At 72.4% G+C, this 17,144-nt stretch carries 14 protein-coding genes and 1 riboswitch; of the genes, 6 read left to right on the forward strand and 8 right to left on the reverse strand.

All coding sequences use genetic code 11. The features are described from left to right. Positions 1-61: 61 nt before the first annotated feature. From AB3M81_RS11895 to AB3M81_RS11905, 3 genes are read left to right on the forward strand one after another with little or no spacing between them, the layout of a single operon-like run. On the forward strand, positions 62-1,099 hold the full coding sequence (locus AB3M81_RS11895; protein ID WP_412904124.1) for a hypothetical protein: 1,038 nt from the start codon (positions 62-64) through the stop codon (positions 1,097-1,099). 46 nt (positions 1,100-1,145) lie between these two features. Continuing rightward, positions 1,146-3,098, forward strand: coding sequence for an acetoacetate--CoA ligase (locus AB3M81_RS11900; RefSeq protein WP_412904125.1), 1,953 nt, complete (start codon positions 1,146-1,148; stop codon positions 3,096-3,098). Further along, the gene (locus AB3M81_RS11905) at positions 3,091-3,564 is read left to right on the forward strand and encodes a GNAT family N-acetyltransferase (protein ID WP_412904126.1); all 474 of its coding nucleotides are present in this window, start codon (positions 3,091-3,093) and stop codon (positions 3,562-3,564) included. Before AB3M81_RS11900 ends, AB3M81_RS11905 begins: the two co-directional genes overlap by 8 nt. A gap of 3 nt (positions 3,565-3,567) precedes the next feature. On the opposite strand, the gene AB3M81_RS11910 is transcribed toward AB3M81_RS11905, so the two are convergent. From AB3M81_RS11910 to AB3M81_RS11950, 8 genes are all read right to left on the reverse strand, one after another. Beyond that, positions 3,568-4,605 carry an aspartate-semialdehyde dehydrogenase gene (locus tag AB3M81_RS11910; protein ID WP_412904127.1) on the reverse strand — a complete coding sequence of 346 codons (1,038 nt, stop codon included), beginning with the start codon at positions 4,603-4,605 and terminating at the stop codon, positions 3,568-3,570. Continuing rightward, positions 4,602-5,891 (reverse strand): aspartate kinase, encoded by a 1,290-nt coding sequence (locus tag AB3M81_RS11915; protein WP_412904128.1) that lies wholly within the window; start codon positions 5,889-5,891, stop codon positions 4,602-4,604. Before AB3M81_RS11915 ends, AB3M81_RS11910 begins: the two co-directional genes overlap by 4 nt. Before the next feature lie 232 nt (positions 5,892-6,123). After that, positions 6,124-6,720, reverse strand: coding sequence for a recombination mediator RecR (gene recR, locus AB3M81_RS11920; RefSeq protein WP_412904129.1), 597 nt, complete (start codon positions 6,718-6,720; stop codon positions 6,124-6,126). Positions 6,721-6,733: 13 nt separating this feature from the next. Beyond that, positions 6,734-7,051, reverse strand: a complete 318-nt coding sequence (locus tag AB3M81_RS11925) for a DMT family transporter (protein ID WP_412904130.1) — start codon at positions 7,049-7,051, stop codon at positions 6,734-6,736. 10 nt (positions 7,052-7,061) lie between these two features. Further along, a riboswitch (guanidine-III (ykkC-III) riboswitch) is annotated at positions 7,062-7,127 on the reverse strand. Positions 7,128-7,135: 8 nt separating this feature from the next. Further along, positions 7,136-9,763 carry an aminodeoxychorismate synthase component I gene (locus tag AB3M81_RS11935; protein ID WP_489671974.1) on the reverse strand — a complete coding sequence of 876 codons (2,628 nt, stop codon included), beginning with the start codon at positions 9,761-9,763 and terminating at the stop codon, positions 7,136-7,138. 13 nt (positions 9,764-9,776) lie between these two features. Continuing rightward, positions 9,777-11,723 carry a DNA polymerase III subunit gamma and tau gene (locus AB3M81_RS11940; RefSeq protein WP_412904131.1) on the reverse strand — a complete coding sequence of 649 codons (1,947 nt, stop codon included), beginning with the start codon at positions 11,721-11,723 and terminating at the stop codon, positions 9,777-9,779. A 51-nt stretch (positions 11,724-11,774) separates the two neighbouring features. Next, a complete protein-coding gene (locus tag AB3M81_RS11945; RefSeq protein WP_412904132.1) occupies positions 11,775-12,368 on the reverse strand; it encodes an HAD family hydrolase in 594 nt (197 codons plus the stop codon). Further along, a complete protein-coding gene (locus tag AB3M81_RS11950; RefSeq protein ID WP_412904133.1) occupies positions 12,365-13,342 on the reverse strand; it encodes an alpha/beta hydrolase in 978 nt (325 codons plus the stop codon). The genes AB3M81_RS11945 and AB3M81_RS11950 overlap by 4 nt, the downstream gene beginning before the upstream one ends. 134 nt (positions 13,343-13,476) lie before the next feature. Here AB3M81_RS11950 and AB3M81_RS11955 point away from each other — a divergent pair, with 134 nt between their 5' ends. The 3 genes from AB3M81_RS11955 to AB3M81_RS11965 all read left to right on the forward strand — a co-directional run bounded on the left by AB3M81_RS11955 (position 13,477) and on the right by AB3M81_RS11965 (position 17,143). Then, entirely contained in the window at positions 13,477-14,568 is a 1,092-nt protein-coding gene (locus AB3M81_RS11955; protein WP_412904134.1) for a glycoside hydrolase family protein, read from the forward strand. Positions 14,569-14,650: 82 nt separating this feature from the next. Further along, complete coding sequence (locus AB3M81_RS11960) at positions 14,651-15,958, forward strand: threonine/serine exporter family protein (RefSeq protein WP_412904135.1); 1,308 nt, start codon at positions 14,651-14,653, stop codon at positions 15,956-15,958. 69 nt (positions 15,959-16,027) lie between these two features. Continuing rightward, the gene (locus tag AB3M81_RS11965) at positions 16,028-17,143 is read left to right on the forward strand and encodes an acyl-CoA dehydrogenase family protein (protein WP_412904136.1); all 1,116 of its coding nucleotides are present in this window, start codon (positions 16,028-16,030) and stop codon (positions 17,141-17,143) included. The last annotated feature ends 1 nt before the right edge of the window (position 17,144 follow it).

Here is a 17,144-nt window from a genome sequence, read left to right on the forward strand (position 1 = left end):
CCCCCGGGTCCACTGGACCCGGGGGCTCTGCTCTTCCCCTCCGCCATGTCACGATGGCGCGGTGACCCCCAGAGGCGTGCTGGCCGCGGTGCTGACCGGAGCCGTGGTGGCCGCCTGTGCCGGATCGCCCTCGCCCGACACGAAGGATCCCGCCTTCTCCCTGCCCGTCGGACCGACCACGTGGGACGCGAGCGCGCCGGCGTGGCTCCATGACGGGACGCTCCACGTGGGCGCCGCCACCGTCCGGCTCGGCGGCGGGGTCGACCAGTTCGTGCTCGGCGCGACGGGCGCCTACTGGATGCGCGGCGGGACGCTGATGTTCACCAGCGCCGAGGGCGAGACGCAGCGGGTCGAGGACGTCGGCTGGGGCAACCTCGCCGTGTCGGCGGACCACACGGTGCTCGCCACGGTGGACCAGTCGCGTGGACCCACCGACCAGTACGGCACGCACGTCATGCAGGTGGCCGCCTTCGACACGCGCACGGGCGAGCAGTTGTACCGGACCCCCGACGAGAAGCCCGATCGCGGGGACGACCTGGCCGACCTCTACGGGGAGGTCATGCCGCTGCTGCACGGGGTCAGCGACGAGCACCTGTTCTACGACGGCGCCACGATCGACCTCGACGACGGATCGTCGCGCCGCGCGCGAACCGGGGCGGACGGGGTCGAGGTCTACCCCGACCGCGCCGAGACCCTGTTCCCGGACGGCTTCCACGTCGGGATCCGCGGGGAGGGCCGGACGCGGGAGCTGACGGACTCGACGCTGGCCGCCGTGGGCCGGCTCTCGCCGGACCGCAGCACGATCTTCGACTCGACCGCGTGGCCGTCCGACGCCGTCGTCTACGACGCCGAGACGGGTCGCCGGCGCGCGATCGGCTCGCCGTGGAGGCACTTCACCCTCGCGGGCTGGAGTGACGAGCGCACGTTCTTCGGCGTCGCCGAGGACGTCGACGAGCAGGAGGAGGGAGTCGTGCATGCCCGCCAGGTCGTCAGCTGCGTCCTGCCCTCCCTGGCCTGCGAGCCGGTGAGCCCGGTCGTCCCCGAGGGCCGCGACGGCGCGCTGCCGGCGCTGATGGTCGAGGGCGCCCCGGTCCCCTGAGCGCGCCCTGGCGGGGATGTGACACTTGCGCACCTAGACTGCCGCCATGCCGGCCGACGTCATCTGGAACCCGCCCCTCACGGGCACCTCGGCGATCGAGCGGTTCGCCGCCTGGGTCACCCGCACGCGCCAGATCGAGCTCCCCGACTACGACGCCCTGTGGCAGTGGTCCGTCGACGACGTGGCCGGCTTCTGGGGCGCCTGGCTGGAGTACCTGGACCTGCCGTACGACGGCGACCCGTCCACCGTGCTGGCCGACGCGTCGATGCCCGGCGCGCGCTGGTTCCCCGACGTCCGGCTGAACTACGCCGAGGCCATGCTGCGGATGCCCGGCCGCGCCGACGACGACGTCGTGGTGGTCTCGCGCTCGCAGAGCCGCGACGAGGTCCGCCTGACCGCCGCGCAGCTGCGCGACCGGGTGGCGCGGGCTCGGCAGGGGCTCGTCGACCTCGGCGTCGGACACGGAGACCGGGTCGCGGCCTACTCGCCCAACATCCCCGAGACGCTCGTCATGATGCTGGCGGCCGCCAGCCTCGGCGCGATCTTCTCCTCCTGCGCCCCCGAGTTCGGCACCCAGAGCGTCATCGACCGCTGGACCCAGATCGAGCCGGTCGTGCTGCTGGCGGTCGACGGGTACGGGTACGGCGACAAGCCGATCGACCGCCGCGAGCAGGTCGCCACGATCACCGCCGCGCTGCCCAGCGTCCGCACCGTCGTGTGGCTGCCGTACCTGGACCCCGCGGCGCCCGCGCCGGAAGGCGCCCTCACGTGGCACGACTTCGCGGCGCGCGAGGCGCCGCTCGAGTTCGCCCGGGTGGCGTTCGACACCCCCCTCTACGTGCTGTTCTCCTCGGGCACGACGGGTCTGCCCAAGCCGATCGTGCACGGCCACGGTGGCATCACGATCGAGCACCTCAAGGCGCTCAGCCTGCAGAGCGACCTCGGTCCCACCGACCGGTTCTTCTGGTTCTCCACGACCGGCTGGATGATGTGGAACTACCTCGTCTCCGGCATCGGCGTGGGGGCCACGATCGTCATGGTCGACGGCAATCCCGCGCACCCGGACCTCGGCGCGCTGTGGCGCATGGCCGGCGAGCTCGGGCTGACCTACTTCGGCACGAGCGCGCCCTTCCTGCTCCAGTGCCGCAAGGAGGGCCTGCACCCCTCGCAGGAGGCCGACCTGTCCTCGCTGCGCGCGATCGGCTCCACGGGCGCCCCACTGCCCGAGGCGGGCTTCCGCTGGGTCTACGAGGAGTTCGACCCGTCGGTGCAGCTGTCGTCCGTCTCGGGCGGCACGGACACGTGCGCGGCCTTCGTCGCCAGCGCTCCCACCGTCCCGGTGTACGCCGGCGAGATCTCGTGCCGCGCGCTGGGCTCGGACGTCGACGCCTTCGATCCCGAAGGCAACCCCGTGCGCGACCAGCTGGGCGAGCTCGTCATCAAGCAGCCCATGCCCTCGATGCCGGTCGGCTTCTGGGGCGACGAGGACGGCTCGCGGTACCGCGCGGCCTACTTCGAGGACTACCCGGGCGTGTGGCGCCACGGCGACTGGATCAGCATCACGTCGTACGGCTCGTGCACCATCACCGGCCGCAGCGACGCGACGCTCAACCGCGGCGGCGTGCGACTGGGCACCTCGGAGTTCTACTCGGTCGTCGAGTCGCTGCCCGAGGTGGCCGACAGCCTCGTGGTGCACCTCGAGGACGACGAGGGCGGCGCCGGCCGGCTGCTGCTGTTCGTGGCGCTCGTCGAGGGCGCGCGGCTCGACGACGCCCTGACGAAGCGCATCGCCACCGAGCTGCGGACCAAGCTCTCGCCGCGCCACGTGCCCGACGAGGTCCACCAGGTCCGCGGCATGCCGCGCACGCTCTCGGGCAAGAAGCTCGAGGTGCCGGTCAAGAAGATCCTGCGGGGCACGCCGGTCGACGAGGCCGCCGCGAAGGGCGCGCTGCAGAACCCCGAGGTGCTCGACGACTTCGAGGCGTTCGGCCGTGGCTGAGGCGACGATCGCGGTCGCCGTCGAGCCGCCCACCGCCGCGGACGTCGCGGCCCTGCTGACCGAGCACCTCGACGAGATGCACGCGACCTCGCCGCCCGAGAGCGTCCATGCGCTCGACCTGGGTCGGCTGACGGCGCCGGACATCGTCTTCGTCACGGCGCGCGACGCGGACGGCACGCTGCTGGGCTGCGGCGCCCTCAAGCTGCACGACGACGGCCTCGGCGAGGTCAAGTCGATGCGCACGACCGCGGGCGCCCGCGGACGGGGCGTCGCGACGACCGTGCTGCTGTTCCTGCTGGACGAGGCACGCGCGCGCGGAGTCGCCCGGGTGAGCCTCGAGACCGGCGCGGAGGACCACTTCGCCCCCGCGCGCCGGCTCTACGCCCGGCACGGGTTCACCCCGTGCGGGCCGTTCGCGGACTACACCGACGACCCGCTGAGCGTGTACCTCACGCGGACCGTCTGAGGATCAGACCAGCAGCTCGGCGATCTGGATCGTGTTGAGCGCGGCACCCTTGCGCAGGTTGTCGCCCGTCACGAACAGCACGAGGCCCTTGTCGCCCTCGATCGACCGGTCCTGGCGGATGCGGCCGACGAAGCTGGGGTCCTGGCCGGCCGCGTCGAGCGGGTTCGGCACGTCGGCCAGCTGCACACCAGGCGCCGACGAGAGGATCTCGGTGGCCTGCTCGGGGGTGATGTCGTTCGCGAACTCGGCGTGGATCGACAGCGAGTGGCCCGTGAAGACGGGCACGCGCACGCACGTGCCCGCGACGCGCAGGTCGGGCAGGCCGAGGATCTTGCGCGACTCGTTGCGCAGCTTCTGCTCCTCGTCGGTCTCGAACGAGCCGTCGTCGACGATCGAGCCCGCGAGCGCCACCACGTTGAACGCGATCGGCTTGACGTACTTGCTCGGCGCGGGGAACTCGATCGCGTGACCGTCATGGGTCAGCGCGTCGGCCTTCTCGACGGTGGCGAGGGCCTGCGAGTGCAGCTCCTCGACGCCGGCCAGGCCCGAGCCCGAGACCGCCTGGTAGCTGCTGACGGTGAGCCGGACGAGGCCCGCGGCGTCGTGCAGCGGCTTGAGGACCGGCATGGCGGCCATCGTGGTGCAGTTCGGGTTGGCGATGATGCCGCGGCCGCGCGGGGAGTCGCCCGCCGGGATGTCGTGCGGGTTCACCTCGCTGACGACGAGCGGGATGCTCGGGTCCTTGCGCCACGCCGACGAGTTGTCGATGACGGTGACGCCGGCCTCGGCGAAGCGCGGGGCCTGGACCTTGCTCATCGTGGCGCCTGCGCTGAACAGCGCGATGTCCAGGTCGGAGACGTCCGCCTCGGCGGTGTCCTCGACGACGATCTCCTCGCCCCGGAACGGCAGCGTCTTGCCGGCCGAGCGGGCCGAGGCGAAGAAGCGGACCTGGGAGGCGGGGAAGTTCCGCTCCTCGAGCAGCTGGCGCATGACGGCGCCGACCTGTCCGGTCGCGCCGACGACTCCGATCTTCACGCTCATCGTCCGGTCCCTCCGTACACGACGGCCTCGGTGTCCTCGGCGCCCAGGCCGAAGGCCTCGTGGGCGGCGTTGACCGCGGCGTCGACCTCGTTCTCGCCGACGACCACCGAGATGCGGATCTCGGAGGTCGAGATCATGCCGATGTTGACGCCGGCGTTCGCGAGCGCCTCGAAGAACGTCGCCGTGATGCCCGGCTGCGAGCGCATGCCGGCGCCGACGATCGAGACCTTGCCGACGCTGTCGTCGTACTGCAGGCGCTCGAAGCCGATCTCGTCCTTGAGGCGGGCGAGGGCGGTCATCGCCGTCTGGCCGTCGTCGCGCGGCAGCGTGAACGAGATGTCCGTGAGCGCGGTGGCGGCAGCCGACACGTTCTGGACGATCATGTCGATGTTGATCCGGGCCTCGCCCAGGGCGCGCAGGATCGCGGCGGCGTAGCCGACCTTGTCGGGGACACCGACGACGGTGATCTTGGCCTCGCTGCGGTCGTGGGCGACCCCGGAGATGATGGCGTGCTCCATCGCCTTGCCTTCTTCCGTGTACTTGCTGACGTCTTCGGCGGCCACGACCCACGTGCCGGTCTTGTCGCTGAACGACGACCGCACGTGGATGGGCATCTGGTTGCGGCGGGCGTACTCGACGCACCGCAGGTGCAGGATCTTGGCGCCGTTGGCGGCCATCTCGAGCGTCTCCTCGTAGGAGATCGCGGGGATGCGGCTGGCCGTGGGCACGATGCGCGGGTCGGCGGTGAAGATGCCGTCGACGTCGGTGTAGATCTCGCACACGTCGGCGTTGAGCGCCGCCGCGAGGGCGACCGCCGTGGTGTCCGAGCCGCCGCGGCCGAGCGTCGTGATGTCCTTCGTGGTCTGCGAGACGCCCTGGAAGCCGGCGACGATCACGATCGCGCCGTCGTCGATCGCCGACTGCAGGCGGCCGGGCGTGACGTCGATGATCTTGGCCTTGCCGTGGACGTCGTCGGTGATGACGCCGGCCTGCGAGCCGGTGAAGCTGCGCGCCTCCTGGCCGAGCGTCTCGATCGCCATCGCCAGCAGCGCCATCGAGATGCGCTCGCCGGCGGTCAGCAGCATGTCGAGCTCGCGGCCCGGGGGCAGCGGCGACACCTGGTTCGCGAGATCGATCAGCTCGTCGGTCGTGTCGCCCATCGCGGACACGACCACGACCACGTCGTGGCCGGCCTTCTTGGTCGCCACGATGCGGTTGGCGACTCGCTTGATGCTGGCGGCATCGGCCACCGACGAGCCGCCGTACTTCTGCACGACGATGCCCATGGGACTTCCTTGCTCTGGGAGTTCTGCGTACGCAACGGCATGACGCCACGCTGCGCCTCGGCCAGTCTACGTGAGCGCCTGCCGCTGCCCGTCCCGAGTCCGGCGCGTGGACCGGGTGAAGTTTCCCCGGTTAAGTGGGTTTTCCTCACTGGACGAGGTTTCCTGTCACTTCACGAGGATCGCGACCCTCGTGAAGTGACAGGAAACCTACTGAACCGGGGAAACCGACACCTCAGCGGACGGACGTGCGGCCCTCGAAGGCGCGGCCGAGGGTGACCTCGTCGGCGTACTCGAGGTCGCCGCCGACGGGCAGGCCGCTCGCGAGCTTCGTGACGGTCAGGCCGATCGGCACGAGCATGCGCATGAGGTAGGTCGCCGTGGCCTCGCCCTCGAGGTTCGGGTCGGTGGCGATGATGACCTCGGTGACGGTGCCGTCCTGCAGGCGGCCGAGCAGCTCCTTGATGCGCAGCTGGTCGGGGCCGATGCCCGCGATCGGGCTGATCGCGCCGCCCAGCACGTGGTAGCGGCCGCGGAACTCGCGCGTGCGCTCGATCGCGATGACGTCCTTGCTCTCCTCGACGACGCACAGGACGCTGCCGTCGCGGCGCGGGTCCGAGCAGATGCGGCACGTGGTGTCGACCGTGACGTTGCCGCAGATCGAGCAGAACAGCACCTTCGTCTTGGCGTCGACGAGGGTCTGGGCGAACCGCTTGACGTCGTCGGGGTCGGCGTCGAGCAGGTGGAAGGCGATCCGCTGGGCGCTCTTCGGGCCGATGCCCGGCAGTCGTCCGAGCTCGTCGATGAGGTCCTGGATCACGCTTTCGTACACGCCGCCAGCCTAGTCAGTGGTCCAGCACCTTCAGGCCGATGACGCACCCGACCAGGCCCACGAGCAGCGCGATCTTGGCCACGGAGGCGGGCTCGGTGCCGGTGAGCATCGCCCACGTGACGGTGCCGGCCGCGCCGATCGCGACCCACACGGCGTAGGACGTGCCGGTGGGCAGGTCCCGCATGGCCCACGCGAGGCCGCCCATGCTGATGACGACGGCGCCCGCGAACACGAGCGACGGGACGAGCTTGGTGAAGCCCTCGCTGCGGCCCAGGGCGGTGGCCCACACGGCCTCGAACAGGCCCGAGACGATCAGGACGATCCACGACATGACGCACTCCTTCGTGGCCGTCTTGTCGCGCTCCGGGTACGACTCCACTCGTCCGGCGGCCTGAGGGGCCGTGCGCCCAGTGTCTCAGACGCTGGGTGAGCGGTGCAGGAACGTGGCGAGCAGGTCGTGGCCGCGCGACGTCAGGACGGACTCGGGGTGCATCTGGACCCCCTCGATCGGCAAGTCCCGGTGGCGCAGCCCCATGACGACGCCCGCGCCGGTGCGCGCGGTGACCTCGAGCTCGGCGGGCAGGTCCTCGACCACGAGCGAGTGGTAGCGGGCGCAGACCAGCGGCGACGGCAGCCCGGCGAACACGCCTCGACCGTCGTGGTGCACGAGCGAGGACTTCCCGTGGACGACGGTGTCGGCCCGCACGACGCGCGCGCCGAAGACCTCGCCGATCACCTGGTGACCCAGGCACACGCCGAGGACGGGCGTGGTGGGACCGAGGCGGCGGACGACGTCGGCGCTGATGCCGGCCTCGGCGGGCGTGCCCGGGCCGGGCGAGACGACGACGTGCGTGAACCCGCCGGCCGTGAGCTCGTCGACGGAGGCCTCGTCGTTGCGCACGACCTCCGCGTCCGCCCCGAGTTCGCGGACGTACTGCACGAGGTTGAACACGAACGAGTCGTAGTTGTCGACGAACAGCACCCGCGGCCGGCCCGGGTGGGACGGACCGACCTTGGGGCGCTCACGCCCGTATCCGGGCCCGACGGGTACAGGATCGGCCGTGGGCGCGAGGTCGAAGGATCCGTCTCCCCGGAGGGCGGCGGCGAGGCGGGCGGTGACCGGCCCGGGGGACCAGGCGCCGACGCCCTCGCACGAGGTCACGGGGACGACGCCGCGCAGCGCGTTGGTCGCGAAGACCTCGGTCGCGGCGGCGAGGTCGGCGGTCGTGAGGCGGTGCTGGAGCACCGGGATGCCGAGGGCCATGGCCGCCTCGATCACCCGGGCACGCGTGGTCCCCGGCAGCAGGCGGCCGTCGAGGGCGGGGGTGCGCAGGCCGTCGTCGAGGACCGCGAACACGCTGCCACGCCCGGTCTCGAGGACGGACCCGTCGGTGTCCAGCACGAGCGGCTCGCCCGAGGCGGGCAGCCGCTCGCGGTCCGCCCACTTGTGCTCCCCGAGGCCACCCGGCACGAGCAGGGGCTCGAGGTCCCAGGCGGCCGGGTCGGGGCCGAGCTCGGCGACGGTCATCGAGACGCGCACGTCACCGTCCACCGGGGCGGCATCGATCCGCAATCGGTGGCGTCCCCCGAGTCCCGCCACCCGCCGGTGGACGGCCTCCTCCAGGCCGGCGCGGACGGTCGACCCGTAGACGGAGCGGACGCTCGCGTCGAGTCGCGCCAGGTGTGCCTCGAGGCCGGTCGCCCGGCCGTCGACGACCAGGACGGTCTCGAACACCCCGCGGGCCGCGTCGACCGCGCGGCCGGACGACGGCGCCGGTCGGTGCGCCGGGACCACCGGTGCAGGCACGTGCGCCTCGAGGTCGAGCCGGCCGCCGATCCCCTGCACGAGCGGTCGCGCCTTCACGAGGCACTCGGCGTACTCGTCGTCGGGATCGGAGTCCGCGACGATGCCGCCGCCGACGCCGAGCCACACGCGACCCTGACCGAACTCGAACGTGCGGATCGCGACGTTGAGCTCAAGACCCGCGCTGGCGCTCACGTGGCCGATCGCCCCCGTGTAGGCCTCGCGGCCGGTCGCCTCGAGCTCGGCGATGATCTCCATCGCGCGCACCTTGGGCGCCCCGGTCACCGAGCCGGGCGGGAACGTGGCGCGCAGCAGGTCGCCGTCGCCCGTGCCCTGCGGCAGGTGGGCCACGACGTCCGAGACGAGGTGCCAGACGGCGTGCCGCTCGACCCGGTTGAGCGTCGGCACGCGCACCGAGCCCGGCACCCCCACGCGGCCGAGGTCGTTGCGCATCAGGTCGACGATCATCACGTTCTCGGCGCGGTTCTTGGCCGACGCGGCGAGCTCGTCGGGGTCGGCGGTCAGCGGCGCGGTGCCCTTGATCGGCGAGGTCAGCACCTCGGCGCCCGTGCGCCGCAGGAACAGCTCGGGCGAGAGGCTCGCGATCGTGCCCTCGGGGGAGTCGACGTAGGCGGCGTACGCGGGGCGCAGCTGCTCGACGCCGGCGCAGAACGCGTCGAGCGGATCGCCCTCGAACGACGCCTCGAGCCGCGCGCACAGGTTGACCTGGAAGATGTCGCCCGCGGCGATGTGGTCGAGTGCCCTCCGGACGGCCTCGCGGTGCCCGTCCGGCGAGGGCGTCAGGTCGAACCGCCCGGTGCGGAACGGTCGCGGCTCGGCCTCCTCGGAGACGGCGGCCAGCAGGTCGGCGGCGCGTGCCGGGTCGGGCTCGCCGAGCGACTCGAGCCACCAGGTGCCGCGCACCCGGCGCAGGACGAGGTCGTAGTAGCCGACGCGGTGGTCGGGCTGGGGGACCGGGCGCACGGGGTCCGCGGGGAGGTCCTCCACGTGGTGCGCGAGTCGGTAGCCCCACGCGCCGATCCACCCGCCGCCGAAGCCGTCCGCGGCGGTGTGCGGGAGGTCGACGTCGTCCCAGCGCTCGAGCACGCGGACCGGCTCGCACGCGACGAGCGCCTCGCCGTGGTGCCAGGCGCCGATCAGCGCGACGAGGCGGTCACGCCCGCGCAGCCGGCGCAGGACCTCGGTGGGCGACGCCTCCAGGTCGAGTCGCCGGCGCACCGGCGCCGACGGGTCAGCTGCCGTAGGGAGTCTCGTCAATGATCTCGGCTCCGAGGTGCTCGGCCAGCAGGGCCTCGGCGTCCTGCGAGCCGTCGTCGACGACCGGGTCGTCGGGGTCGACGCCCGCGTCGGGGTCGATCCGCTCGACGGCGACGGGGCCCTGGCGCAGGGCCTCGCGCACCGACTCGGGCACGCGGGACTCCGCCGGGGCCGCCGGCGCGGGAGCCGCCGGGGGCGGCGCCGGCGTGCTGCCGGTCGGCGTGGCGGACGGGTCGACGATCGCCTCGATGCGCCACTGGACCGCCATGACGTCCGACAGCGCCTGCTGGACGATCTGGTCCGAGCCGCTCTTGACGAACGAGTCGCGCGCGCCGGTGTTGACCAGGGCCAGCGTCAGCGTGGAGCCGTCGAGCGCCGCGACCTGGGCGTTCTGGCTGAGCATGACCCACGTGAACCGGCGCAGGTGCTGGACGCGCTCGAGGACCTGGGGCCACATGCGGCGCACGTCCGCCGTGGTGAGGGCGCCGGGGGTGGCGGCGGGGGCCGGTGCCTCGGGCCGGGGGGCCGGCTCGGGTCGCGACGGTGCGGCAGCCGGTGCCGGGGCGGGCGCGGGCTGCGGGCGGGCGGGCTCGGGCGCGGGCGGTGCGGGCTGGGCGGGGGCCGACGGCTGCGCCGCCTCCGGAGCAGGAGCCTCGGCCGGCTTCGGCGCGGGAGCAGGAGCCTCGACCGGCTTCGGGGCGGGAGTGGGCGCCGGCGCGGCGGCCGGGGCGGCGACCTCGGCCGTCGGCGCGGCTCCGGAGAGTCGGCGCTCGAGCCGGTCGAGCCGGGCGTGGAAGCCCTCGACGGAGTTGTCGGCGCCGGGCACGAGGATGCGCGCGCACATCAGCTCGAGCATGAGGCGCGGGGCGGTGGCGCCGCGGAACTCGGTGAGCGCCTCGCTGACGAGGTCGGCCGCGCGGGTCAGCTCGGTCGGCTCGAACCCGGCGACCTGACGCTGCAGCACGGCGCGCCGGTCGGCGGGCGTGTCGATGAGGCCGGACTCGGCGGCGTTCGGCACGGCCTTGAGGATGACGAGGTCGCGGAAGCGCTGCAGCAGGTCCTCGGCGAACCGGCGCGGGTCCTGGCCGGACTCGATGACCTTGTCGACGACGCCGAAGACGGTGGCGGCGTCGCTGGCGGCGAAGCCCTCGACGGACTCGTCCAGGAGCGAGTCGGGCGTGTAGCCGAGCAGCTGGACGGCGAGGTCGTACGTGACGCCCTCGGGTCCGGAGCCGGCCAGCAGCTGGTCGAGCACGCTGAGCGAGTCACGCACCGACCCGCCACCGGCGCGCACGACGAGCGGCAGGGCGGTGGGCTCGAGGCCGACGCCCTCGCTCTGGCACAGCTGCAGCATGTAGTCGCCGAGCAGCTTCGGCGGGACGAGCCGGAACGGGTAGTGGTGCGTACGCGATCGGATCGTGCCGATGACCTTGTCCGGCTCGGTGGTGGCGAAGATGAACTTCAGGTGCGGCGGCGGCTCCTCGACGAGCTTGAGCAGCGCGTTGAACCCCTGCGGCGAGACCATGTGGGCCTCGTCGATGATGTAGACCTTGTAGCGGCTGTTGACGGGCGCGAAGAACGCGCGCTCGCGCAGGTCGCGGGCGTCGTCGACGCCGCCGTGGCTGGCCGCGTCGATCTCGATGACGTCGATGCTGCCCGGCCCGCCGCGCGCGAGGTCGCGGCAGCTCTGGCACTCGCCGCACGGGTCCGAGATGGGCGCCTTCTCGCAGTTGAGGGCGCGGGCCAGGATCCGGGCACTGGTCGTCTTGCCGCAGCCGCGCGGGCCGCTGAACAGGTAGGCGTGGTTGACCCGGTTGTTCGCCAGCGCGTGACGCAGCGGCTCGGTGACGTGCTCCTGGCCGATGACCTCGGCGAACGTCTCGGGCCGGTAGCGCCGGTACAGGGCCAGGGGTGCTTCCACGGGGACCACCCTAGACGCCGGGCCTGACAGCCGTCAGCGCCCGTTGCGGACTCACGCGGCGAGCAGCGCCGGGACCTCCAGCAGCGACGAGACCACGTGCGCGGCACCCGCCTCGCGCAGCTCGTCGGCCGAGCACGGCCCGGACGGGACGCCGATGCCCGCGACGCCCGCGATGCGGGCCGCGTCCATGTCGTGCACGTGGTCGCCGACGTACGTGTCGGCGCCCTCGCGCACCAGGACCTCGGCCTTCTGCTCGCGCCAGGCGTCGCCGATGACCGCGTCGTGCGGCAGGCCCAGGTGGTCCAGGTGCAGGGCCGCGTTGGGGCCGGCCTTGGCGGTGATGACGATCGCGCGCCCGAGCCGGCCGGCGGCCTCGAGGGCCTCGGCGGCGCCCGGCATCGCGAGCACGCGCGGCACGGCGATCTCGGGGTACATCGCGCGGTACCGCGTGAACATCTCGGGCACGGCCTCGGCGGGGAACCAGTGCTCGAGCTCCCACGTGAGCGGCGGCCCCAGGCGCGAGACCGCCAGCTCGGCGTCGATGAAGACGCCCGTCTGGCGCGACAGCTCCTCGTACACGGCCCGGATGCCCGGACGCGAGTCGATGAGCGTCATGTCCAGGTCGAACCCGATCGTGCGGCTCACGGGATCCAGCGCTCGAGCCACTCGGAGGTCAGCCGGTAGGCCTCGGCGCGCGGCTCGGCGTTCGAGAGATAGACGTCGTGGCGGGCGTCGCGGACCTGCAGCGACGTGACGTCGCCACCGAGGCATCCCGCCCAGCGGCCGATCTGACGCACGTCGAGCACCGCGTCCGCCGTGTCGGTGTTGGGGTGGTGCTGGCGGCTGAACCACGTGCGGTGCGAGCGCAGCACGAGGGACGGGACGCCGATGTCGAGGCCGCGGTGCAGCTGGGCGTGGCCGCGCCGGATCGCGGTCATCCAGCCGAACGTCACGGGGAAGCCCTCCAGCGGCTTCCAGGCGACGTCGTACTCCCACTCGCCGCCGTGCTCGCGGTGCAGGCTCACGCCGTAGGAGTCGACGACGGGCAGCCTCATGCGGTCGCGGGGGCGGACCTTCGAGAACGCCCGGATCGCCTGGGTGCCGACGCTGCGCATCCACGCGGCCCCCTGCAGGTCGAACCACGGGCTGTTGAGGACGAGGCCGGCGATGCCCCGGCCGCGGGTTCCGGTGGGCGTGAGGTTCATCCGGTCGAGCCACAGCGGCAGGATCAGCCCGCCCGTGGAGTGCGCCGACAGCACGATCGGCACGTCGGGGACCTCGGCGCGCACGATCCGCAGGGCCTCGTCGAGCTCGGCGTCGTAGAGCGCGAGGTCCGAGACGTAGTGCGGCGTCTGGCCGGGGTGCAGCGAGCGGCCGCACTTGCGCAGGTCGAGCGAGTAGAACGCGTAGCCGCGCTCGGCGTAGAAGTCCGCCAGCTCGGTCTGGAAGAAGTAGTCCGAGAAGCCGTGCACGTAGATCATGACGGCGCGCGGCTCGCCCTCGTGCCGGCGCCGGACGAGCGTGGCGTCGATGGGTCCCTCGCCGTCGGGGTCCTCGCCGAGGTCGATCGTCAGCCGCTCGTACGGGTCCCCCAGGATGTCCCGGCTCCAGCTCTCCACGCTTCCTCCTCCGTCGTCCGCCTCGCCCACCCTAGGCGCCCTCGCCGACGGTGTTCGTCGATCCGCGCGGGCGGCCCGGCGCGTCTAGAATCCCGGTGGGCCGGTCCGGCCCGCTCAACGGGGGAGGGAAACGCATGAAGCACCTGCACACGCGGCTCGCGGCGGCCGGGGCCACGGCCCTGACCGTCCTGGTCACCGGAGCGCTCGTGGCGCCGTCGGCACACGCCGCCGACCCGCGGCCGCCGATCCTGACGAAGTGGGCCAACCCGGGCGTCGCGAAGGACGGCTCGGTCTACGTCATGACCCACACCACGGGGTGGAACGCGCGCGGTGCGTTCGCGACCGCCTCCAAGCCGAACGGGCCGTGGAAGCGCACCTCGACGACGCTGCTGACCAAGACGCCCGCGTGGGCCAAGCCGGCCAAGGGCAAGCCGCGCCGCGGCGTCTGGGCGCCGTCGATCATCAAGGGCCGCGACGGCCGCTGGGTCGTGTTCTACTCCGCGCTCGTGCCCGGGACGAAGCACGCCCGCTGCATCGGCACGGGCACCGCGTCCCGCGCGATCGGCCCGTACGTGCCCGACCCGCGCCCCATCGCGTGCTTCAAGGGCAGCGGCACCAGGGCGCAGGACGTCATCCGCAACGAGGGCCGGACGAGCCTGATCGACGCGACGCCGTCCGTCGTCAACGGCCAGACCGTGCTGACCTACAAGACCTCGCACAGCTACCGCGGCAAGGTGGGCCAGGCCAGGACGATGTGGCACACCACGATCCGGATGCTGGCGCTCAACCCGACCACGCCCAACCGCATCGCGGCCAACCCGGTCCACGCGAACGGCCGCAGCATCCAGCTGACCTCGAAGCGGCACAAGTACATCGAGGAGAACCCCTCGCTCATCTACCGGGCGGGCACGTACACGCTGTTCACGTCCTGGGGCTGGTACGGCACGCACGACCGGTACTGGACGCAGTACCGCCAGGCGAAGAACCCGTGGCGGTCGTGGAACGCGATCAAGCCGACGCGCCTGTCGTTCCCGAAGAGCACGAACACGCGTGGCTGGGGCAACGCCCAGGCCGCCCCGGGCGTCTCGGGCTGGGTCCTGTTCTGGAACGGCCAGGAGCCCGCGAGGCAGTTCACGCGCGGCGAGGGTCCCAAGTGGCTCTACGTGGGCCAGCTGGGCTGGAAGCAGGGCCGGCCGTTCGTGAAGAAGGTGCTGAACAGGGCGTGATCCCGGACGGAACACGCGGGCTCGGCGGCGGGCGGGGCTTCGGTCCCGCCCGCCGTCGCGCGCTCTCGGGAAAGGTGGAGGCATGAGCAACTCGGCATCGCAGACCCTCCGGATCATGGACCTGGCCCTGCGGATCGGCGAGATGCTGCTGTCCAACGGCGCCGGCACGGCGGACGTCTCGGCGACGATGGCGTCGATCGCGCGGCACCTCGGCCTGCGGGGGACCTACGTGGACGTCACGCACATCATGCTGACGATGGTCCACGACCAGCAGCTGGACGAGCCGCCGCTGATCCTGCGTCGCAACGTCGTGCGGCGCGAGACCGACTTCGAGGACGTCACCGCGATCGACCGCCTCGTGGCCGACCTGCTCGCCGACGAGATCGACCTCGACGAGGCCCGCGTTCGGCTCGGCCAGATCTCGTCCAGTGGTCACGCCCGGCCGCGCTGGGTCGTCACGGCGGCGTCCGGCTCGGTCGGTGCGGGTGTCGCGCTGATGCTGGGCGGCGACGCGCTCGTCGTGGCCATCGCCTTCCTCGCCGCGGTCGCGATCGAGCTGCTGCGCCGGCCCATGGACGTGCGCCGGCTGCCCGAGTTCTACATCCAGGTCATGGGCGGGCTGTGCGCCTCGCTCATCGCCGTGCTGGCGGCCGCCGCGTCCGTGCCGTCGCCGCCGTCGCTCGTCATCGCGGCCAACATCGTCGTGCTGCTGGCCGGGCTGGGCCTCATGGGCTCGATCCAGGACGCGCTGACCGGCTACCACCTCACGGCCGTGGCCCGGCTGCTCGAGGTCATCCTCGCGACGGGCGGCATCGTCGCCGGCGTCTCGGGCGGGATCCTCGTCGGGAGCGCCCTGGGGGTCGACCTCGGCTCGGGCACGAACTGGCCCGACCTGTCGCACCTGCCGTACGTCACGATCGGCGCCGGCATCGCGGCGGCCGGCTTCGCGGTGCAGTGCTACGCGCCGTGGTCGTCGGTCCCGGCGACCGCCGCCATCGGCGCCGGGGCCGGCGCGCTGTCCTCGGCGATGTTCCAGAACGGCCTCGACCGGCCGTGGGCCGCCGGCATCGCGGCCTTCCTCATCGGTGTGGCCAGCTATCCGGCGTCGCGCTGGCTGCGGGTGCCCGCGCTCGTCCTCGTGGTGCCGGGCATCGTCCCGCTGCTGCCCGGCCTGACGATCTACCGGTCGCTGGCCCAGCTCGCCGAGGAGAACCTCTCGGGCATCTTCGCCGGCATCACCGCGACCGCCGTGGCCGTCGCGCTGGCGGCCGGCGTGATCCTCGGCGAGTACGCCGCACAGCCGCTGCGGAAGGAGACCCGACGCCTCGAGCGGCGGCTCTCCGGACCGCGTCTCGTGGGCCCGTTCCGGGCCAAGTCCCGGCGGAAGTGACTCACTGGTGTCAATGCGAGTTGCACAGTAGTCTCGGGGCTAAGCAAGCGCTTAGTGCGAAAGGGCACCATGAGACTTCAGCTGTCAGCCGAGGACCAGGCCTTCCGTGAAGAGATGCGGGAGTTCTTCACCACCCAGGTCCCCCAGGACATCCGCGATGCCGTGATCAACCGCGGCGACCTCACGCGCGACATGATCGTGCGCTCCCAGCAGGCCCTCAACGCCGGCGGCCTGGCCGTGCCCGGTTGGCCCGTCGAGTGGGGCGGCAAGGACTGGACCCAGCTCCAGCGCCACATCTGGCACGAGGAGATGCAGCTGGCCGGCGTCATGCCGCCGCTGGCGTTCAACGCCTCGATGGTCGGCCCGGTCATCGCGACCTTCGGGTCGCAGGAGCTCAAGGAGCGCTTCCTGCCCGCCACCGCCAACCTCGACATCTGGTGGAGCCAGGGCTTCTCCGAGCCCGACGCCGGCTCCGACCTCGCCGGCCTGCGCACCACCGCCGTGCGCGACGGCGACCACTACGTCGTCAACGGCCAGAAGACGTGGACCACGCTCGGACAGTACGGCGACTGGATCTTCACGCTCGTGCGCACCGATCCCAACGCGCCGAAGAAGCAGATGGGCATCAGCTTCCTGCTGATCGACATGAAGTCCGAGGGCCTGACGGTCCGCCCGATCGAGCTCATCGACGGCGGCCACGAGGTCAACGAGGTCTTCTTCGACAACGTGCGCGTCCCCGTCGAGAACCTCGTCGGCGAGGAGAACAAGGGCTGGACGTACGCGAAGTTCCTGCTCGGCAACGAGCGCGTCGGCATCGCCCGCGTCGGCGACAGCCAGCTGCACCTGGCCTCGGCCAAGAAGAAGGCCAAGGAGCTCGGCGTGTTCGAGCAGTACGCCTCGCGCATCGCCGACATCGAGAACCAGCTGACGGCGCTCGAGCTCACGGCCCTGCGCGTCGCCGCCGGCTCGTCGGGCGACAAGCCGCACCCGGCGTCCAGCGTCCTGAAGATCAAGGGCTCGCAGCTGACGCAGGCGGTCTCGGACCTGCTCGTCGACCTCGAGGGTCCCGCGGCGATCACGAGCCGCGACACCCGCGTCTTCCTCAACAACCGCAAGGTGTCGATCTACGGCGGATCCAACGAGATCCAGCGCCAGATCATCGCCGGCACGATCCTGGGACTGTGAC

The organism is Aeromicrobium jepli, assembly GCF_047246605.1.
In the GTDB taxonomy this organism is placed as follows: Bacteria; Actinomycetota; Actinomycetes; order Propionibacteriales; family Nocardioidaceae; genus Aeromicrobium.

What these genes read in the sequence shown, in the direction of transcription:
- AB3M81_RS11900 (WP_412904125.1), top strand. Translation starts at nt 1,146, where the DNA reads ATGCCGGCCGACGTCATCTGGAACCCGCCCCTCACGGGCACCTCGGCG.
- AB3M81_RS11910 (WP_412904127.1), bottom strand. Translation starts at nt 4,605, where the DNA reads ATGAGCGTGAAGATCGGAGTCGTCGGCGCGACCGGACAGGTCGGCGCC.
- AB3M81_RS11915 (WP_412904128.1), bottom strand. Translation starts at nt 5,891, where the DNA reads ATGGGCATCGTCGTGCAGAAGTACGGCGGCTCGTCGGTGGCCGATGCC.
- AB3M81_RS11925 (WP_412904130.1), bottom strand. Translation starts at nt 7,051, where the DNA reads ATGTCGTGGATCGTCCTGATCGTCTCGGGCCTGTTCGAGGCCGTGTGG.
- AB3M81_RS11955 (WP_412904134.1), top strand. Translation starts at nt 13,477, where the DNA reads ATGAAGCACCTGCACACGCGGCTCGCGGCGGCCGGGGCCACGGCCCTG.
- AB3M81_RS11960 (WP_412904135.1), top strand. Translation starts at nt 14,651, where the DNA reads ATGAGCAACTCGGCATCGCAGACCCTCCGGATCATGGACCTGGCCCTG.
- AB3M81_RS11965 (WP_412904136.1), top strand. Translation starts at nt 16,028, where the DNA reads ATGAGACTTCAGCTGTCAGCCGAGGACCAGGCCTTCCGTGAAGAGATG.